The sequence below is a fragment of the Bacillus sp. FAU20 genome, from assembly GCF_056033865.1.
Map to the genome: position 1 here is coordinate 185,001 of NZ_JBVYHY010000024.1, position 18,982 is coordinate 203,982.

The 18,982-nt window shown below is 40.3% G+C and carries 11 protein-coding genes, 22 tRNA genes, 2 rRNA genes and 2 pseudogenes (1 of these 37 running past the window's edge); 31 read left to right on the top strand and 6 right to left on the bottom strand.

What is annotated here, in order from left to right:
* The 24 genes from AC0OM3_RS21300 to AC0OM3_RS21415 all read left to right on the top strand — a co-directional run.
* Positions 1-2,475 (top strand): 23S ribosomal RNA (locus tag AC0OM3_RS21300) (it extends 448 nt beyond the left edge of the window).
* Positions 2,476-2,576: 101 nt separating this feature from the next.
* Positions 2,577-2,692: ribosomal RNA gene (gene rrf / locus AC0OM3_RS21305) — 5S ribosomal RNA — on the top strand.
* Between the two features lie 4 nt (positions 2,693-2,696).
* A tRNA-Val gene (locus AC0OM3_RS21310) sits at positions 2,697-2,772 on the top strand.
* A 4-nt stretch (positions 2,773-2,776) separates the two neighbouring features.
* Positions 2,777-2,852: transfer RNA gene (locus AC0OM3_RS21315), tRNA-Thr, on the top strand.
* Between the two features lie 9 nt (positions 2,853-2,861).
* Positions 2,862-2,937 (top strand) — tRNA-His (locus tag AC0OM3_RS21320).
* A 22-nt stretch (positions 2,938-2,959) separates the two neighbouring features.
* Positions 2,960-3,040, top strand: a tRNA-Leu gene (locus AC0OM3_RS21325).
* 29 nt (positions 3,041-3,069) lie between these two features.
* Positions 3,070-3,144 (top strand) — tRNA-Gly (locus tag AC0OM3_RS21330).
* A 16-nt stretch (positions 3,145-3,160) separates the two neighbouring features.
* Positions 3,161-3,249 (top strand) — tRNA-Leu (locus AC0OM3_RS21335).
* Between the two features lie 3 nt (positions 3,250-3,252).
* A tRNA-Arg gene (locus AC0OM3_RS21340) sits at positions 3,253-3,326 on the top strand.
* A 10-nt stretch (positions 3,327-3,336) separates the two neighbouring features.
* Positions 3,337-3,410: transfer RNA gene (locus tag AC0OM3_RS21345), tRNA-Pro, on the top strand.
* Positions 3,411-3,426: 16 nt separating this feature from the next.
* Positions 3,427-3,499 (top strand) — tRNA-Ala (locus AC0OM3_RS21350).
* 21 nt (positions 3,500-3,520) lie between these two features.
* A tRNA-Met gene (locus AC0OM3_RS21355) sits at positions 3,521-3,597 on the top strand.
* Between the two features lie 4 nt (positions 3,598-3,601).
* Positions 3,602-3,678 (top strand) — tRNA-Ile (locus tag AC0OM3_RS21360).
* A gap of 17 nt (positions 3,679-3,695) precedes the next feature.
* Positions 3,696-3,788 (top strand) — tRNA-Ser (locus tag AC0OM3_RS21365).
* A 27-nt stretch (positions 3,789-3,815) separates the two neighbouring features.
* A tRNA-Met gene (locus AC0OM3_RS21370) sits at positions 3,816-3,892 on the top strand.
* Between the two features lie 3 nt (positions 3,893-3,895).
* Positions 3,896-3,971 (top strand) — tRNA-Asp (locus AC0OM3_RS21375).
* A gap of 12 nt (positions 3,972-3,983) precedes the next feature.
* Positions 3,984-4,059: transfer RNA gene (locus AC0OM3_RS21380), tRNA-Phe, on the top strand.
* 14 nt (positions 4,060-4,073) lie between these two features.
* A tRNA-Thr gene (locus AC0OM3_RS21385) sits at positions 4,074-4,149 on the top strand.
* 10 nt (positions 4,150-4,159) lie between these two features.
* Positions 4,160-4,235, top strand: a tRNA-Lys gene (locus AC0OM3_RS21390).
* Between the two features lie 13 nt (positions 4,236-4,248).
* Positions 4,249-4,319, top strand: a tRNA-Gly gene (locus AC0OM3_RS21395).
* Positions 4,320-4,329: 10 nt separating this feature from the next.
* Positions 4,330-4,406: transfer RNA gene (locus tag AC0OM3_RS21400), tRNA-Ile, on the top strand.
* 7 nt (positions 4,407-4,413) lie between these two features.
* Positions 4,414-4,488, top strand: a tRNA-Asn gene (locus tag AC0OM3_RS21405).
* Between the two features lie 7 nt (positions 4,489-4,495).
* Positions 4,496-4,586 (top strand) — tRNA-Ser (locus tag AC0OM3_RS21410).
* A gap of 5 nt (positions 4,587-4,591) precedes the next feature.
* Positions 4,592-4,663, top strand: a tRNA-Glu gene (locus tag AC0OM3_RS21415).
* A 97-nt stretch (positions 4,664-4,760) separates the two neighbouring features.
* Here the strand turns inward: AC0OM3_RS21415 and AC0OM3_RS21420 are convergent.
* A pseudogene (locus AC0OM3_RS21420) lies at positions 4,761-4,937 on the bottom strand (IS4 family transposase); the annotation flags it as partial.
* Between the two features lie 486 nt (positions 4,938-5,423).
* On the opposite strand from AC0OM3_RS21420, the gene AC0OM3_RS21425 reads away from it, so the two are divergent.
* Positions 5,424-6,368 (top strand): L-lactate dehydrogenase, encoded by a 945-nt coding sequence (locus AC0OM3_RS21425; protein ID WP_000715349.1) that lies wholly within the window; start codon positions 5,424-5,426, stop codon positions 6,366-6,368.
* A 223-nt stretch (positions 6,369-6,591) separates the two neighbouring features.
* Here the strand turns inward: AC0OM3_RS21425 and AC0OM3_RS21430 are convergent.
* A pseudogene (locus AC0OM3_RS21430) lies at positions 6,592-7,470 on the bottom strand (S8 family serine peptidase); the annotation flags it as partial.
* A gap of 326 nt (positions 7,471-7,796) precedes the next feature.
* Between AC0OM3_RS21430 and glgB the strand changes: the two are divergent.
* From glgB to glgP, 5 genes are all read left to right on the top strand, one after another.
* Complete coding sequence (gene glgB / locus AC0OM3_RS21435; RefSeq protein WP_474212969.1) at positions 7,797-9,734, top strand: 1,4-alpha-glucan branching protein GlgB; 1,938 nt, start codon at positions 7,797-7,799, stop codon at positions 9,732-9,734.
* Positions 9,682-10,812, top strand: a complete 1,131-nt coding sequence (gene glgC, locus AC0OM3_RS21440) for a glucose-1-phosphate adenylyltransferase (protein ID WP_000057616.1) — start codon at positions 9,682-9,684, stop codon at positions 10,810-10,812. The genes glgB and glgC overlap by 53 nt, the downstream gene beginning before the upstream one ends.
* 18 nt (positions 10,813-10,830) lie before the next feature.
* The gene (gene glgD, locus AC0OM3_RS21445) at positions 10,831-11,865 is read left to right on the top strand and encodes a glucose-1-phosphate adenylyltransferase subunit GlgD (protein ID WP_000504137.1); all 1,035 of its coding nucleotides are present in this window, start codon (positions 10,831-10,833) and stop codon (positions 11,863-11,865) included.
* 112 nt (positions 11,866-11,977) lie between these two features.
* The gene (gene glgA / locus AC0OM3_RS21450) at positions 11,978-13,408 is read left to right on the top strand and encodes a glycogen synthase GlgA (protein ID WP_089148401.1); all 1,431 of its coding nucleotides are present in this window, start codon (positions 11,978-11,980) and stop codon (positions 13,406-13,408) included.
* A gap of 18 nt (positions 13,409-13,426) precedes the next feature.
* A complete protein-coding gene (gene glgP, locus AC0OM3_RS21455) occupies positions 13,427-15,835 on the top strand; it encodes a glycogen phosphorylase (protein WP_061884703.1) in 2,409 nt (802 codons plus the stop codon).
* Positions 15,836-15,938: 103 nt separating this feature from the next.
* On the opposite strand, the gene AC0OM3_RS21460 is transcribed toward glgP, so the two are convergent.
* From AC0OM3_RS21460 to AC0OM3_RS21475, 4 genes are all read right to left on the bottom strand, one after another.
* Positions 15,939-16,073, bottom strand: coding sequence for a hypothetical protein (locus AC0OM3_RS21460; protein ID WP_000911065.1), 135 nt, complete (start codon positions 16,071-16,073; stop codon positions 15,939-15,941).
* Between the two features lie 76 nt (positions 16,074-16,149).
* Positions 16,150-16,872: a lipase family protein gene (locus AC0OM3_RS21465; protein WP_089148177.1), complete on the bottom strand. Its 723-nt coding sequence runs from the start codon at positions 16,870-16,872 to the stop codon at positions 16,150-16,152.
* Positions 16,873-17,210: 338 nt separating this feature from the next.
* On the bottom strand, positions 17,211-17,360 hold the full coding sequence (locus AC0OM3_RS21470; RefSeq protein WP_000521643.1) for a hypothetical protein: 150 nt from the start codon (positions 17,358-17,360) through the stop codon (positions 17,211-17,213).
* Between the two features lie 215 nt (positions 17,361-17,575).
* The gene (locus AC0OM3_RS21475; protein WP_001201258.1) at positions 17,576-18,358 is read right to left on the bottom strand and encodes a TIGR00266 family protein; all 783 of its coding nucleotides are present in this window, start codon (positions 18,356-18,358) and stop codon (positions 17,576-17,578) included.
* Positions 18,359-18,749: 391 nt separating this feature from the next.
* On the opposite strand from AC0OM3_RS21475, the gene cspD reads away from it, so the two are divergent.
* A complete protein-coding gene (gene cspD, locus AC0OM3_RS21480) occupies positions 18,750-18,950 on the top strand; it encodes a cold-shock protein CspD (protein ID WP_001193054.1) in 201 nt (66 codons plus the stop codon).
* Positions 18,951-18,982: the final 32 nt, after the last annotated feature.

Sequence of the window (18,982 nt, forward strand, 5' to 3'; positions counted from 1 at the left end):
ATCTGGGAGGACCATCTCCCAAGGCTAAATACTCCCTAGTGATCGATAGTGAACCAGTACCGTGAGGGAAAGGTGAAAAGCACCCCGGAAGGGGAGTGAAAGAGATCCTGAAACCGTGTGCCTACAAATAGTCAGAGCCCGTTAACGGGTGATGGCGTGCCTTTTGTAGAATGAACCGGCGAGTTACGATCCCGTGCGAGGTTAAGCTGAAGAGGCGGAGCCGCAGCGAAAGCGAGTCTGAATAGGGCGTTTAGTACGTGGTCGTAGACCCGAAACCAGGTGATCTACCCATGTCCAGGGTGAAGTTCAGGTAACACTGAATGGAGGCCCGAACCCACGCACGTTGAAAAGTGCGGGGATGAGGTGTGGGTAGCGGAGAAATTCCAATCGAACCTGGAGATAGCTGGTTCTCCCCGAAATAGCTTTAGGGCTAGCCTTAAGTGTAAGAGTCTTGGAGGTAGAGCACTGATTGGACTAGGGGTCCTCATCGGATTACCGAATTCAGTCAAACTCCGAATGCCAATGACTTATCCTTAGGAGTCAGACTGCGAGTGATAAGATCCGTAGTCAAAAGGGAAACAGCCCAGACCGCCAGCTAAGGTCCCAAAGTGTGTATTAAGTGGAAAAGGATGTGGAGTTGCTTAGACAACTAGGATGTTGGCTTAGAAGCAGCCACCATTTAAAGAGTGCGTAATAGCTCACTAGTCGAGTGACTCTGCGCCGAAAATGTACCGGGGCTAAATACACCACCGAAGCTGCGGATTGATACCGAATGGTATCAGTGGTAGGGGAGCGTTCTAAGGACAGTGAAGTCAGACCGGAAGGACTGGTGGAGTGCTTAGAAGTGAGAATGCCGGTATGAGTAGCGAAAGACGGGTGAGAATCCCGTCCACCGAATGCCTAAGGTTTCCTGAGGAAGGCTCGTCCGCTCAGGGTTAGTCAGGACCTAAGCCGAGGCCGACAGGCGTAGGCGATGGACAACAGGTTGATATTCCTGTACCACCTCTTTATCGTTTGAGCAATGGAGGGACGCAGAAGGATAGAAGAAGCGTGCGATTGGTTGTGCACGTCCAAGCAGTTAGGCTGATAAGTAGGCAAATCCGCTTATCGTGAAGGCTGAGCTGTGATGGGAAAGCTCCTTATGGAGCGAAGTCTTTGATTCCCCGCTGCCAAGAAAAGCTTCTAGCGAGATAAAAGGTGCCTGTACCGCAAACCGACACAGGTAGGCGAGGAGAGAATCCTAAGGTGTGCGAGAGAACTCTGGTTAAGGAACTCGGCAAAATGACCCCGTAACTTCGGGAGAAGGGGTGCTTTCTTAACGGAAAGCCGCAGTGAATAGGCCCAAGCGACTGTTTAGCAAAAACACAGCTCTCTGCGAAGCCGTAAGGCGAAGTATAGGGGGTGACACCTGCCCGGTGCTGGAAGGTTAAGGAGAGGGGTTAGCGTAAGCGAAGCTCTGAACTGAAGCCCCAGTAAACGGCGGCCGTAACTATAACGGTCCTAAGGTAGCGAAATTCCTTGTCGGGTAAGTTCCGACCCGCACGAAAGGTGTAACGATTTGGGCACTGTCTCAACCAGAGACTCGGTGAAATTATAGTACCTGTGAAGATGCAGGTTACCCGCGACAGGACGGAAAGACCCCGTGGAGCTTTACTGTAGCCTGATATTGAATTTTGGTACAGTTTGTACAGGATAGGCGGGAGCCATTGAAACCGGAGCGCTAGCTTCGGTGGAGGCGCTGGTGGGATACCGCCCTGACTGTATTGAAATTCTAACCTACGGGTCTTATCGACCCGGGAGACAGTGTCAGGTGGGCAGTTTGACTGGGGCGGTCGCCTCCTAAAGTGTAACGGAGGCGCCCAAAGGTTCCCTCAGAATGGTTGGAAATCATTCGTAGAGTGCAAAGGCATAAGGGAGCTTGACTGCGAGACCTACAAGTCGAGCAGGGACGAAAGTCGGGCTTAGTGATCCGGTGGTTCCGCATGGAAGGGCCATCGCTCAACGGATAAAAGCTACCCCGGGGATAACAGGCTTATCTCCCCCAAGAGTCCACATCGACGGGGAGGTTTGGCACCTCGATGTCGGCTCATCGCATCCTGGGGCTGTAGTCGGTCCCAAGGGTTGGGCTGTTCGCCCATTAAAGCGGTACGCGAGCTGGGTTCAGAACGTCGTGAGACAGTTCGGTCCCTATCCGTCGTGGGCGTAGGAAATTTGAGAGGAGCTGTCCTTAGTACGAGAGGACCGGGATGGACGCACCGCTGGTGTACCAGTTGTTCTGCCAAGGGCATAGCTGGGTAGCTATGTGCGGAAGGGATAAGTGCTGAAAGCATCTAAGCATGAAGCCCCCCTCAAGATGAGATTTCCCATAGCGTAAGCTAGTAAGATCCCTGAAAGATGATCAGGTTGATAGGTTCGAGGTGGAAGCATGGTGACATGTGGAGCTGACGAATACTAATAGATCGAGGACTTAACCATATAATATGTAGCAATGTTATCTAGTTTTGAAAGAATATAAAAAACTTGTTGACTTTCAAAAGTAAATGAGTTATAATAATTCTTGTCTTAAATGAATACAGTCTGGTAATGATGGCAGAGAGGTCACACCCGTTCCCATACCGAACACGGAAGTTAAGCTCTCTAGCGCCGATGGTAGTTGGGACCTTGTCCCTGTGAGAGTAGGACGTTGCCAGGCAAATGGAGGATTAGCTCAGCTGGGAGAGCACCTGCCTTACAAGCAGGGGGTCGGCGGTTCGATCCCGTCATCCTCCACCATTTAGCCGACTTAGCTCAATTGGTAGAGCAACTGACTTGTAATCAGTAGGTTGGGGGTTCAAGTCCTCTAGTCGGCACCAGAAATCATGGCGGTTGTGGCGAAGTGGTTAACGCACCGGATTGTGGCTCCGGCATTCGTGGGTTCGATTCCCATCAGTCGCCCCATTTTTCTTAAATAAATTAATATGCGGGTGTGGCGGAATTGGCAGACGCACCAGACTTAGGATCTGGCGCCTTTGGCGTGGGGGTTCGACTCCCTTCACCCGCACTTTTAATTAAATAACTCATACATGTCTTGCGGAAGTAGTTCAGTGGTAGAATACAACCTTGCCAAGGTTGGGGTCGCGGGTTCGAATCCCGTCTTCCGCTCCAATTTTCAATATGACATGCCGGGGTGGCGGAACAGGCAGACGCACAGGACTTAAAATCCTGCGGTGGGTGACCACCGTGCGGGTTCGACCCCCGCCCTCGGCACCATATGCGCCCGTAGCTCAATTGGATAGAGCGTTTGACTACGGATCAAGAGGTTAGGGGTTCGACTCCTCTCGGGCGCGCTTTTATTAACGGGAAGTGGCTCAGCTTGGTAGAGCACCTGGTTTGGGACCAGGGGGTCGCAGGTTCAAATCCTGTCTTCCCGATATTCCAAAAAAACATGGGGCCTTAGCTCAGCTGGGAGAGCGCCTGCCTTGCACGCAGGAGGTCAGCGGTTCGATCCCGCTAGGCTCCACTTATCTTAAATATCATTTATGGCGGTGTAGCTCAGCTGGCTAGAGCGTACGGTTCATACCCGTGAGGTCGGGGGTTCGATCCCCTCCGCCGCTACCATAAAGGACCTTTAGCTCAGCTGGTTAGAGCAGACGGCTCATAACCGTCCGGTCGTAGGTTCGAGTCCTACAAGGTCCACCATTAGACGTATATATCTCGGAGGTATACCCAAGTTCGGCTGAAGGGATCGGTCTTGAAAACCGACAGGCGGCGAGAGTCGCGCGGGGGTTCGAATCCCTCTACCTCCTCCATTTTTTCTAAAGTAAATATTTTATCATCGCGGGGTGGAGCAGCACGGTAGCTCGTCGGGCTCATAACCCGAAGGTCGCAGGTTCAAATCCTGTCCCCGCAACCAAATGGTCCCGTGGTGTAGTGGTTAACATGCCTGCCTGTCACGCAGGAGATCGCCGGTTCGACCCCGGTCGGGACCGCCATTTTTACATAAAGGCTCGGTAGCTCAGTCGGTAGAGCAGAGGACTGAAAATCCTCGTGTCGGCGGTTCGATTCCGTCCCGAGCCACCATTTTGAAGTCGCAAGCCGACTTAGCTCAATTGGTAGAGCAACTGACTTGTAATCAGTAGGTTGGGGGTTCAAGTCCTCTAGTCGGCACCACTTTCAAAATGAGCCATTAGCTCAGTTGGTAGAGCATCTGACTTTTAATCAGAGGGTCGAAGGTTCGAGTCCTTCATGGCTCACCATTTACAATTTAATGCGGGTGTAGTTTAGTGGTAAAACAAGAGCCTTCCAAGCTCTGGTCGAGAGTTCGATTCTCTTCACCCGCTTTTCAATTATGGGCCTATAGCTCAGCTGGTTAGAGCGCACGCCTGATAAGCGTGAGGTCGATGGTTCGAGTCCATTTAGGCCCACCATAATTGTTCCGCAGTAGCTCAGTGGTAGAGCTATCGGCTGTTAACCGATCGGTCGTAGGTTCGAGTCCTACCTGCGGAGCCATATTTATAGAGAAGTACCCAAGTGGCTCAAGGGGCTCCCCTGCTAAGGGAGTAGATCGCGAACGCGGTGCGAGGGTTCGAATCCCTTCTTCTCTGCCAGAACTGGCCCGTTGGTCAAGTGGTTAAGACACCGCCCTTTCACGGCGGTAACACGGGTTCGAATCCCGTACGGGTCATACTAAAAGAGATAGCATAATCTGCTATCTCTTTTTTGTTGTGTAAAAGTGGACTTTGGATACTCTGCTTTTTTAGGCAATAGAAGAAATATGAAGTATGGGCTGTTGCAGTTGGGTATATAGAGCCGTAAATACAATAATGTTGTTTATTTGGCCTGTATGAATATGAAGGAACTATCTATCTAACAAATGATACCTCAAGTTGAACTTTTACCCCAGCTGTATGGCTGTAGCCTCCTACACTTGGAGAAACCGATGAAAATACATCCGGGAGCTACTGTGGAAAATAAATAATATATAGAAGAAGCTGCTTTCTCTCAATAGGTGTGACCTACTGAAGACAGCTTTTTTATGTTGTCATTATTGTCGAGTTTTGTCGGTAAGCCGATATATTGCAAAAATCGCTGATATAATTTGAGTTACGGTCGATAAATTTTAATAATCGCTGATATATTTGGAGTTACGGTCCATATATTCTAAAAATCGCCGATATAATTTCACTTACCGACAAAAACCACAAGAAAATCCCTTTCACAATCTAAAGAAAACGCCTCCATTGAAATGGATTCCACACCTATTCCAATAACTTTACATCATATGTGAAAAAGTTCACAAATAGGTCATAATTTGTGAAGTAATTCACAATAATACGTGCTACAATATGAATGTAAAGAAGTTAAACAACATTAAATTAGTATTTTAATTAATTACTTAAACAATCATAAAAAATAGATGTGAACAATAGAGAGGGGAAATTACCATGAAAAAAGGTATCAATCGTGTAGTATTAGTAGGAACAGGAGCTGTAGGTTGTAGTTATGCTTACTCAATGATCAACCAAGGTGTAGCTGAAGAATTCGTATTAGTAGATGTTAATGAAGCAAAAGCAGAAGGGGAAGCAATGGACTTAAGCCATGCGGTACCATTCTCTCCATCACCAACAAAAGTTTGGAGCGGTAGCTATGCAGATTGTAAAGATGCAGATTTAGTAGTTATCACTGCTGGATTACCACAAAAGCCAGGTGAAACTCGTTTAGACCTAGTTGAGAAAAATACAAAGATCTTTAAACAAATCGTTCGCGGTATTATGGATAGCGGATTCGATGGAATCTTCTTAATCGCAACTAACCCAGTTGATATTTTAACTTACGTAACTTGGAAAGAATCTGGTCTACCAAAAGAGCGCGTAATTGGTTCTGGTACTACTTTAGACTCTGCTCGTTTCCGTTACATGTTAGGTGACTACTTAAATGTAGATCCACGTAACGTTCATGCTTACATCGTTGGTGAACACGGTGACACTGAACTTCCAGTATGGAGCCATGCTACTATCGGTGTACAAAAACTAGAAACAATTTTAGCTAATAACGAACAGTACAAACAAGAAGACTTAGATAAAATCTTTGAAAATGTACGTGATGCAGCTTACCATATCATCGAGCGTAAAGGTGCAACTTACTACGGAATCGGTATGTCACTACTTCGTGTAACTAAAGCAATCTTAAACAACGAGAACAGCGTATTAACTGTATCTGCATACCTTGAAGGTCAATACGATGAGAAAGATGCTTACGTAGGTGTTCCAGCTGTAATTAACCGTGAAGGTGTACGTGAAATCGTAGAGCTTGAGTTAAATGAAGAAGAAAAAGCGAAATTCGCTCATTCTGTAAAAGTATTAAAAGAAACAATGGCACCAGTACTATAATAATTACTAAATAATTCAGAGGTGGGAAACTGCTTCTTACCTCTGAACTTATATAATTTAATATAAATTCCTTTTCCGGTTTCCCTTGTATATCCCCAATATACCCCTTTTGCTGGATAAGGGTCGTTTATAGAAAAAGAGCACTCTACTTTACGTAGAGTGCTCTTTATTATACCGCTATTTGCTGGGCAGTAAAACCTCGACTGATTAAAGTTTCACTTTATTATTTTTTAGGCATTAATCCTAATTTCTTTAAAATATCTGTCAGTGTACCGCTTTTTGATTTTTCAGCAGCTGTTTGTGATTTAGATGCATCTAGCTCTTTTTTCAAGAAGTTCTTTTCAACGAAGCGAATATCTTTTTCATCGACAATCCCATCTTTATTAAGGTCTCCGTCTTTTACAGTTAGTCCTTTTTTACCATAGTTGCTAGCGATAATTTCAGCATCTTTAATATCGATTACTTTATCAGCATTTACATCGCCGGCAAGGTTTTCGTCAGGTCTTGCATAATAATATTGGCCAAGCAGCTTACCGTCTTTTTCAGTACCAAGTTTCGTTGTTAGGCGGCTTGTTAAATGTCCTGGCACCTCTACATATAAGTTATAGTCGCGTTTATTAACTGGAAGTCCATTTAGTTTGAAGTATCCGTATTTATCTAGTGAGCCTTCAAACTTATGACGATAAGAATCAGTCGCATATACTTTTACGCCAAGCTTTGTATAATCGAACTTTTCATCTAAATAGCCACGTTCATTTAAGAATGCAACAGGTTTAATATTTCCTTCTACTAGTGAATTTAAGGACATAACTGAGAATGTTTGATCTTGAAGTACACGCATTCTATTTGGTTCTGATTCACCTTGTTTCCAGTAAACAAAAATTGGTGACTCTAATTGAGCGTTTGCTTCATAAAATTCATCATTTTCTACTTTGAAAGTTACATCAATGAACGGGAAATCACCATCTAATCCAGCAAAGTTTTTGTCATCGATAGCACCGCCAACTGTAACAGAACCTGCCTCTAGTTTCGGTTCATTTACTTTTGCGGTTACCCCTTTGTCGGAAAGTAGCTTTTCAAAAGCAGGATTAAATTTCGCATTTCAATAACATTGTGACAAAAAATATTGAGAAACATTTTTTATGACAGATTATTTTATTTTGATTTTGAGTGGAAAATAGCATGAAAAATAGGATAAACATAATAAAATAAAGGTTGAGAAAAAATAATTGGTAAAAATATAGAAGAATAATAAAGCGTTTTCAATGAATATTCGTCAAAATTCGATATTTTACACGGAAATGTGAAGAAAAACTAACATTTTTAAGAAAAAAACGAATGTTTTTTATAAATTAACAAGGATATTGCAGTTTTTCACAGAAATAGTTAAAGTATAAAAAATTCTGTCATCTAAGTGAGGTGAGCATATTGAGTGTAATAAATTGTGAAGAAGTGAAACGAGATGAGTTTCATACAGAAAAGTACTATGAAAGTTATAACATCTTTGGCGCACATGTTGTGACGGAAGATGAGATTCAAGGGGTACGATTTACAGTGTGGGCTCCTCATGCGAAAGCAATGAGTGTTGTTGGAGATTTTAATAAGTGGGATTATGAGCAACATAAGATGCTACAAGTGACAGAAGAAGGCATTTGGTCCTTATTTATACCGCATATTGAAGAAGGAGAAATATATAAATATGCGATTGAAACGTTGGCTGGTGACGTCATTTTAAAGGCAGATCCGTATGCTATATATGCAGAAGTAAGACCGAATACGGCATCTGTAGTTTTTGATATAAAAGGATATGAATGGAATGATAAAAACTGGAATCGTAAGAAAAAGAAAAAACCGATTTATAAAGAAGCGATGACAGTTTATGAATTACATTTTGGTTCTTGGAAAAAGAAAGAAGATGGAACACTATATTCTTACAGGGAAATGGCAGAAGAACTCATTCCGTATGTGGTGGAACATCAATTTACACATATTGAAATTATGCCGCTTGTTGAGCATCCATATGATCGTTCTTGGGGATATCAAGGAACGGGATATTATGCAGCGACGAGTAGATTTGGTACACCGCATGATTTAATGTATTTTGTCGACGAATGTCATAAATATGGAATCGGTGTCATTTTAGATTGGGTACCGGGGCATTTTTGTAAAGATGCTCACGGTTTATATTTGTTTGATGGCACACCGACCTATGAATATAAAGATAAAGATGTACAAGAAAATCTAGTATGGGGAACTGTCAATTTTGATTTAGGAAAGAGAGAGGTACGTAATTTCTTAATTTCAAATGCGTTATTTTGGATGAGATATTTCCATATTGATGGTTTCAGAGTAGATGCAGTTGCGAACATGTTGTACTGGAATAAAGAAGGACAAGAGCAAAGTAATGAGTACGCTGTGTCATTTTTACGGGAGTTAAATGAAGCAGTGTTTGCAGAGGATGAAGATTTTCTTATGACGGCAGAGGATTCAACAGCTTGGCCACTTGTAACAGCACCAACGTATGAAGGTGGGCTTGGATTCAATTACAAATGGAATATGGGCTGGATGAATGACGTGCTGAAATATATGGAGTGTGCGCCAGAGTACAGAAAATATATTCATGAGAAAATGACGTTCTCTTTACTATATGCTTACTCTGAAAACTTCATATTACCCCTTTCTCATGATGAAGTCGTTCATGGGAAAAAGTCGTTATTAAATAAAATGCCAGGTGATTACTGGGATAAGTTTGCTCAGCTTCGTTTATTATATGGATATTTCTTTACTCACCCAGGAAAGAAATTACTTTTCATGGGAGGAGAATTCGGGCAGTTTGATGAGTGGAAAGACCTTGAAGATTTAGATTGGAATTTACATGATTTTGAAATGCATCGTTATATGCATGATTACTTTAAAGAGCTCATAGCATTGTATAAGCGCTCAAAACCACTTTGGCAGCTTGATCATTCGCCTGAAGGTTTTCAGTGGATTGATGCTAATAATAACGAGCAAAGTATTTTCTCGTTTATCCGCCAAGGAGATAAACAAGAAGATGCGTTAGTTATCGTATGTAATTTTACGAAAGCTACATATGAAAACTATAAAGTAGGTGTACCAGATTTCGAGTATTATAACGAGATTTTAAACAGTGATGCACAGCAATATGGCGGGTCAGGGCAAGTAAATAAGAAACGTCTGAAAGCAATTCAAGAACCGTATCATAATCAAGTAGCACATGTAGAAATTACAATTCCACCATTTGGCGTATCCATATTACGACCAGTGAAGACGAGAAAGGGGAGCAAAAAACAAGATGGCTCAAAAACAAAAGTGCGTAGCAATGTTACTAGCAGGGGGAAAAGGTAGTCGATTAAGTGCATTAACAAAAAATTTAGCCAAGCCAGCTGTTCCATTTGGTGGTAAATATCGCATTATCGATTTTACGCTAAGTAACTGTGCGAATTCTGGTATTGAAACGGTTGGGATTTTAACGCAATATCAACCACTTGAACTTCATAATTATATCGGAATCGGCAATGCGTGGGATTTAGACCGAGTAAGCGGTGGAGTCACAGTGTTACCTCCTTATGCGGAGTCTTCAGGTGTGAAGTGGTACACAGGTACGGCAAGTGCCATTTATCAAAACTTAAACTATTTAAGTCAGTACGAACCAGAGTACGTTCTTATTTTATCGGGCGACCATATTTATAAAATGGATTACAGTAAAATGCTAGATTATCATATTGAGAAGGAAGCGGATGTTTCCATTTCTGTTATTGAAGTACCTTGGGATGAAGCGAGTCGCTTTGGCATTATGAATACAAATGAAGAAATGGAGATTGTTGAGTTTGAAGAGAAACCGCAATTTCCAAGAAGTAATCTTGCATCAATGGGAATCTATATTTTTAATTGGTCAATTTTGAAAGAGTATTTAGAGATGGATGCAAGAAATCCTGAATCTAGTAATGATTTCGGAAAAGATGTACTTCCGCTTTTATTAGATGAAGGGAAGAAGTTGATGGCGTATCCGTTTGAAGGATATTGGAAAGATGTTGGAACGGTTAAGAGCTTATGGGAAGCGAATATGGATTTACTGCGCGATGAAACATCACTGAATTTAAACGATCGTAATTGGCGTATTTATTCTGTAAATCCAAATGAGCCACCTCAATATATTGCAGAGCAGGCAAAAGTAGAAGAATCACTTATTAACGAAGGATGCGTCATTGAAGGGGACGTGAAGCATTCTGTATTATTCCAAGGGGTGACGGTAGAAGAAGGTAGTATGGTTATTGATTCTGTCGTTATGCCAGGAGCAAAGATTGGAAAAAATGTTGTGATTGAAAGAGCAATTGTTGGATCGGAAATGGTTATTGAAGATGGAACAATTATTCGTCCGGAAAAAAATGTTGACGATGTAGTACTCATTGCTGAAGGGAAATAGAAAAGGGGGATGAAATGAATGGGAGAAAAAATGTTAGGAATTATTAATGCAACGGGAAGTTTTCCTTCCTTAAAGAAAGTAACAGGGCATCGTTCACTAGCGGCGTTACCGTTTGGGGGCCGTTATCGACTCATTGATTTCATGCTTTCAAATATGGTGAATTCTAATATTCATAGTGTGGCAGTTTTTACAAGTCATAAAAACCGCTCGTTAATGGACCATGTTGGTTCAGGAAAGCAGTGGGATTTAGATAGAAAAAGAGACGGACTGTTTTTATTCCCACCAAATTGCCAATGTGACCAAGATGAATTTGGATCTTTTGCACATTTTAGAAGACATATTGATTATTTTCTAAGAGCTAGAGAAGAATACGTCGTTATTACGAATAGCCATCTCGTAACAGCATTGAATTTCCAGGCGGTGTTAGAGCGACATATACATACGGCAGCTGATATTACGGAAGTTTGCCATGAAGGGGTTTCGCTTCAAACATACGTGTTAAAGAAAAAATTATTGTTAGATTTATTTGAGTCATATAAAGATTTGGAGCAATATAGCTTATTCGATGTGGTGAGAGAAAAGCGCGGAAAATCACTGCATATTGCTACTTATGAGCATACAGGATATGTAGCGATTATTGATTCGATTGAAAGTTACTATAAACATAGCTTAGAAATTTTGCAACCTGCTATTTGGAAGCAAGTATTTAAGAAAGAAGCACCGATCTTTACGAAAGTAAAAGATGAACCACCAACTCGTTACTTAAAAGGTGCAGCCGTGAAAAATACAATGATTGCAAACGGCAGTATTATTGAAGGCGAAGTAGAAAATAGTGTTATCTCCCGTTCTGTTAAAATTGGAAAAGGTTCCATTGTTCGTAACAGTATTATTATGCAAAAGAGCCAAATTGGAGATAACTGTATAATAGACGGTGTTATTATTGATAAAGACGTGAAAATTGGTGACGGTGTTGTACTAAAAGGAAACGCTGATGAGCCATACGTTGTAGAAAAAGGAAGCGTTCAAAACAGTACGATTAATAGTTATTCTTAAAAGAATCAGTGGGGGTCTTCCTCCACTGATTAAAGTTTTAATTCAAATGAAAACTCGAAGGGAGGAAGCTGCAAGGGAAGTAGTATAAGCTTTTCGTGCAGTGGGACAACAAGTGAATATTTTATTTGCAGTATCAGAATGTGTACCATTTGTTAAATCGGGAGGCTTAGCTGATGTAGCAGGTGCGCTCCCAAAAGAGCTAAAAAAATTAGGGGTGGACGTTCGCATTATACTCCCGAATTATAGTCTTATTCCGCCAAAGTTAAGGGATGGATGTACGTTACATAAAGTAATTAATGTCCCGCTCGGGTGGAGAAATCAATATTGTGGAATTTTAAAAGGTGAGCAAGACGGAATTACGTATTACTTAATAGATAATGAATATTATTTTAAGAGAGATTCTCTGTATGGTCATTATGATGACGGAGAGCGTTTTTCTTATTTCTCAAAAGCGGTGTTAGAGTGTATTCCGCACCTTGATTTTGAAGTGGATGTTCTTCATAGCCACGATTGGCATACGGCTATGGTTAATTTCTTACTTCGTGAAAAGTATCAAGATAACCCGTTATATGAGCGTATTAAAACGGTATATACGATTCATAACTTGCAGTTCCAAGGTGTATTTCCTCCTGAAGTGATGTACGACTTGTTAGAGCTTGGTGATGAATATTTTCATAGTGAGCAGCTAGAGTTTTATGGAAACGTAAACTTTATGAAAGGCGGTATTATCGCTTCGGATCAAATTACAGCGGTGAGCCCGACGTATAAGGAAGAAATTCAATATGAATTTTTTGGTGAGAAGTTAGATGGATTACTGCGAAAATATAATGATAAGCTTAGCGGCATTGTAAATGGTATTGATACGAGCGTATATAATCCAGAAACGGATTCGTATATTAAGGCTCAGTATGATGCAGATTCATTATATGAAAAGAGTGAAAATAAACGCGCCTTGCAGCGTTATTTTGGTTTGCCAGAAAAAGAGGATACACCAATTATTTCAATGGTAACGAGATTAACGAAGCAAAAGGGGCTTGATTTAGTACGTACTGTATTCCGTGAAATAATGGAAGAAGATGTACAATGTATTATTTTAGGATCAGGTGATTCGGAATATGAGCAATTCTTTGAGTGGATGGCATATGAGTATCCGGAGAAGGTAAAAGTTTATATCGGATTTAATGAAGAATTAGCTCACCAAGTGTATGCGGGAAGCGATTTGTTTTTAATGCCATCACTGTTTGAACCGTGTGGACTTGGACAACTTATCGCATTAGCGTACGGTACAATTCCAATTGTAAGAGAAACAGGTGGATTAAACGATACGGTACATTCTTATGATGAAGAAACAGGCGAAGGAAATGGTTTCAGTTTCATGAACTTTAATGCACATGACATGCTGCATACGATTCAGCGTGCGATTGAATTCTATCACGATAAACCAGTGTGGGAGCAGCTTGTAAAACAAGCGATGACTGAAGATTATAGCTGGGAGCAATCGGCTCTTGCTTATAAGGAATTGTATAAAAGTCTCATGGAATAACATGTAGGTGGTGAAAAAATGTTTACTCATGTTGAAAGTTTTAAATCAACTTTTCTAGAAAAGTTAGAGACGATGTATGGTAAAAGTTTTAAAGATTCTACAACTCGTGATCAATATAATACGCTCGGCCATATGGTACGTGAGTATATGAATAGTCAATGGATTGCAACGAACGAGAGTTATCGATCCGGAGAGCAAAAGCAAATGTATTACTTGTCTATTGAGTTTTTGCTTGGACGTTTGCTTGGAAGTAACATCTTGAATTTAGGTATTCGAGATGTATGCGAGCAGGGGTTATCTGAACTAGGGATTTCGTTACAAGAGTTAGAAGAAGTGGAAGCAGATGCAGGCCTTGGTAATGGTGGGCTTGGACGCTTAGCAGCCTGTTTTCTCGATTCACTTGCCTCTTTAAACTTGCCAGGACACGGCTGTGGAATTCGTTATAAACATGGTTTGTTTGATCAGAAAATTGTTGATGGTTATCAAGTTGAATTTCCAGAACAGTGGCTTCTTCATGAAAACGTATGGGAAGTAAGAAGGCATGATCAAGCTGTAGAAGTAAGTTATTTTGGCAGTGTTGAACCGCTAGAAATTGACGGGCGTTTAGAGTTTAGGCATACAAATGCAGAAGTCATTATGGCCGTGCCATATGATGTGCCGGTAGTTGGCTATGAGACGAGTACTGTAAATACACTTAGACTTTGGAATGCTGAACCAGTTCCTTTCCCGCAAAACTGCAAAGATATTTTGAAATATAAGCGCGAAACAGAGGCTGTATCGGAGTTTTTATATCCAGATGATACGCATGATGAGGGAAAAATACTTCGTTTAAAACAACAGTATTTCCTCGTATCAGCAAGTTTGCAAAATATCGTTCGAATGCATAGAGAAAGATATGGTGACCTTCGTCAACTACATGAAAAAATTGCGATCCATATTAACGATACACATCCAGTTTTAGCAATTCCGGAACTGATGCGTATTTTACTAGACGAAGAAAAGTTAGCATGGGAAGAAGCTTGGCACATAACGACGCAGACGATTTCTTATACGAATCATACGACGTTATCAGAAGCGCTTGAAAAGTGGCCAATTCACATTTTTAAACCGTTATTACCGAGAATTTATATGATTATTGAAGAGATTAATGAACGTTTCTGTCATGAACTTTGGGAACAGTATCCGTATGAGTGGGATCGTATTGAAGCAATGGCGATTATTGCACATGACCTTGTGAAAATGGCTCATTTAGCAATTGTCGGTAGCCATAGCGTAAATGGTGTAGCGAAAATTCATACGGAAATATTAAAGCAGCGGGAAATGCGATTGTTTTATGAATTTTATCCAGATAAGTTTAATAATAAGACGAATGGAATTGCTCATAGGCGCTGGCTTATGAAAGCAAATCCACAGTTAACAAATCTCATTTCAGAGGCGATTGGAACAGAGTGGAAGAAAGAACCGATTAAGCTTCAAGAGCTACAATTAGTTCAATATGATGCGAGTTTCCAAGAGAAATTTGCAGAGGTAAAACAAGAGCGTAAAGAGATTTTAGCGGAGCGTATTCATAATACAATGGGGATTACCATTGATCCAAATTCTATTTTTGATGTGCAAGTGAAAAGATTACATGCTTATAAACGACAATTATTAAATGTTCTTCATATTTTATATTTGTATAACCGTTTGAAAGAGGATGCTAGTTTTACATTTTATCCGCGTACTTTTATTTTTGGAGCGAAAGCATCACCTGGCTATTATTACGCGAAAAAAATTATTAAATTAATAAATGAACTCGCAAGAAAAGTAAATAATGACCCGTATGTCAGTCAATATATGAAAGTTATCTTTCTAGAAAACTATCGAGTTTCTTTAGCGGAAGATATATTCCCGGCAGCGGATGTAAGTGAACAAATTTCAACGGCGAGTAAAGAAGCATCGGGAACAGGTAATATGAAATTTATGATGAATGGTGCGATTACACTCGGAACGCTAGACGGTGCTAACGTTGAAATAAAAGACCGGGTCGGTGATGATAACTGTTTCATTTTCGGTTTAACGGCCGAAGAAGTTCTTCATTACTATCAAAATGGTGGATATCGTGCAAGTGATTATTATCATCACAATGGGCACATTAAAAAGGTAGTAGATCAGTTAACGAATGGTTTCTTTGCACAGTCGGGAGCCGAATTTGAAGCAATTTACGATTCTCTCGTTATTCAAAATGATGAATATTTTGTTCTGCGAGATTTTGGTCCATATGCTGAAAGACAAGAAGCTGTCGGTAGAGCTTATGAGAACCGAACGAAGTGGCTAGAAATGTCGATTTTAAATATTGCACAGTCTGGTCATTTTGCGAGCGATCGAACGATTTTGCAGTACAGTAATGAAATTTGGGGTATTGGTAATACAGTTAAACAGTTTTAAAGAGGTTGCTATATTGGGAGATATATTATCGATTTACCAACAGAAATGGATATTAATAAATAAAACGTGCTTAATAAAATTAAGCTCGTTTTATTTATTTTGCTTAAGAAAGAAATGGAACAGTGGTATATATGATACCTGCCCCATCATACTCTCCTGTCGCAAAGTATGAAAATGTAAAGAAACCTGTAACCGTAAAAATTACAATAAGGAAAAATGCGAAGATAAATTTTAACATGTAAGGTCCCCTCATCCAAAAATAACTTCATAGATTATTATAGTATACGAATATTTTATTTCCAATTGTTTACTGGTTAAAAATGAGAAGTCAGACATGTTTTGTATGTTGTAATGGAATGATTATTTGTAATGGATTTTGTGTTTTTTGTAAATGTCATGTTGTGATGGACGTGTGCATACTCCCAATCATAATCATTAAAATTTATGTTTCGGGGAGGGAGAAGTGGGACGACATCGAATAAGTTGACGAAACGAAAGCTACTAGCTACTTGTAGTTTATAATAATTTCGAAAAGCGATATCTCCTACTTTTGGAGAAGCGAATGTATAAAGTCCATACTGTGCGAAGGCAGTATTTATACGTGCATCTAATATGTGTAATGTGGCAAGCGCGCCACCTAGACTATGCCCAGTAGCTAGCAGTTTTTTATGTGCTGGCAATGATACGAGCATATCCATAATAGAATCACGACAAGACTCATAAATAGAGAGAAAACCGTTATGGACATTTCCGCCATTTAAAGCATAAGGATAAGGTTTTTGATTGACGAGAGAATCAATAATCCAATCTGGATCTGTTTGAGTGCCTCTGAAGGCAACGATAATTGTATCCTCAGATTCTAATATAAATCCGAACCATTCTGTTGTTTGAATGGCCTTTCCTTGAAAACCTTGTACATATTGAAAACCATCTGGTATTTCGAAAATACCATTTTGTTTATATTGTTCATACGTTAACTCACAACAAGAAGCTAACAGTATGGCAGTTTCTTTATCAAAGGATAAAGGAGTACGCATTAAGGTAGCCCTCCTTAAGAAAAGGTATAGTTTAATATATGCGGTGAGGAACTTGATTCATTCTTTTGGAGGTGGGGAATAGCTTGTATCGCTTACCTAAATTAGTGGAGGAAATTATAATGTCAAAATAAAACAGTGCCTGATAAGGGCACTGTTTACTCTTTTTCATCTCAAGGAATCGACTTTTTTAGTTATTCTTAATGAACTGACGCATGCGTTAGTTGCATAAGTAAGAGGTTTGAAAAAATAGCCTGTATATATTTGAATGATGAATAACTTACCTATTTTCTTGTGTTTGTTTGCGTTACATACAGAAAAAATTCGGAAAATAAAACATATTATTTATCTGTTTGTTTTTGCTTCTTTTTCAAATACTCCGTACGCAATCTTTCAAGTTGCTGCTTTTTATCAAATTTGGCAGGCTTCTGTTTTTCATGAAACTTTGCCACAGCTACCTGACTTTTGGAATCCAATTGATATTTTCCCACTTTGTTCACCTACTTTTCTTGTCTCTAAAGAGAATCTATTCAACAAATATAATATACCTTATTTTCCTGAAGTAAACCTTATTACTTTATTTTAACTGCTTTTTCTCGTTTGTAGACGTAAATTAAAACACCCTTTCACTTCAATTACTGCAAGCAAGGGTGTTTTAATTTTATTATTTTATTAGTTGATTGCCATGCCCACATAAGGGCACAGTTTACTCTTTCCCATCTAATAAACGACCAAGTCCACCTAATACACTACCTTCACCGCTGCCTTGCGCTGCTGGGCTTGTCAGGCGTGCTGCTAAGCGGCTAAGTGTTAAGGACTGAATCCAAACTGTTCCAGGTCCTTCTAACGTTGCGAAGAATAAACCCTCACCGCCAAATAGAGCTGTTTTTACTTTTCCAACGAACTCGACGTCGTAGTTAACGTCTTTTGTCATGGCAACGAGACAGCCTGTATCGATGCGAAGTTTTTCACCAGGTTTTAGTTCACGCTTATATACAGTTCCGCCTGCATGCATGAAAGCAAGTCCATCACCTTCGAGTTTTTGCATGATGAAACCTTCACCGCCGAAGAAACCAGTTCCGATTTTTTTCGTAAACTCGATTCCGATAGAAACGCCTTTTGCTGCACAAAGAAATGCATCTTTTTGACAAACTACTTTTCCTTGATATTCTGTTAAATCTACAGGAATAATTTTACCTGGATAAGGGGCAGCAAATGATACGTGGCGCTTGCCGTGACCTGTATTTGTAAATACAGTCATAAACATGCTTTCACCTGTAACGAGACGCTTACCAGCGCCCATTAATTTTCCGAATAAACCTCCAGATGGGCCAGAACCATCACCGAAGATTGTTTCCATTTCTATGTAATCTTCCATCATCATCATTGCGCCAGCTTCTGCGATCACGCTTTCTTCTGGATCTAACTCAATTTCAACAAACTGCATATCATCGCCGTATAACTTATACTCGATTTCGTGTGCTCTCATTTTTTTTCACCTCGTATGTAATAGATACTTATATTGTACAGAATTTAACAGGATTAGAATACTTTAGTTTTGTTAATTTTTAAATAAAGTGGGAGTATCGAAACTGATTATCAGCTCCCACCAATTGAGCTGTCCGCAAATGGCGGGATAAAATATGAATATGGAAATTCAACATTATATTAAAATTATAAAAAAATGGTGGAATGAAAGTGTTCTCATTTGACGTTTTGGATATAGCGTGATATAGTGAAATCACTATTGAGCTACATAATGTGGTACGGAAATAAAGCACGTTGAATTAAAGGCTGTAAGCTTGTTATACATTCATGTCCTTTATATCCACCTTTTCATGTGGATTCATAGTTTCATTTTTATTTAGGAGGTACATGACATGCAAACAGGTAAAGTTAAATGGTTTAACAGCGAAAAAGGTTTCGGTTTCATCGAAGTTGAAGGTGGAGACGATGTATTCGTTCACTTCTCAGCTATCCAAGGTGACGGATTCAAAACTTTAGAAGAAGGTCAAGAAGTTTCTTTCGAAATCGTTGAAGGTAACCGTGGACCACAAGCTGCTAACGTTACAAAAAACTAATTAGCTAGCGATAAAAAGCATTCCGATTTTCG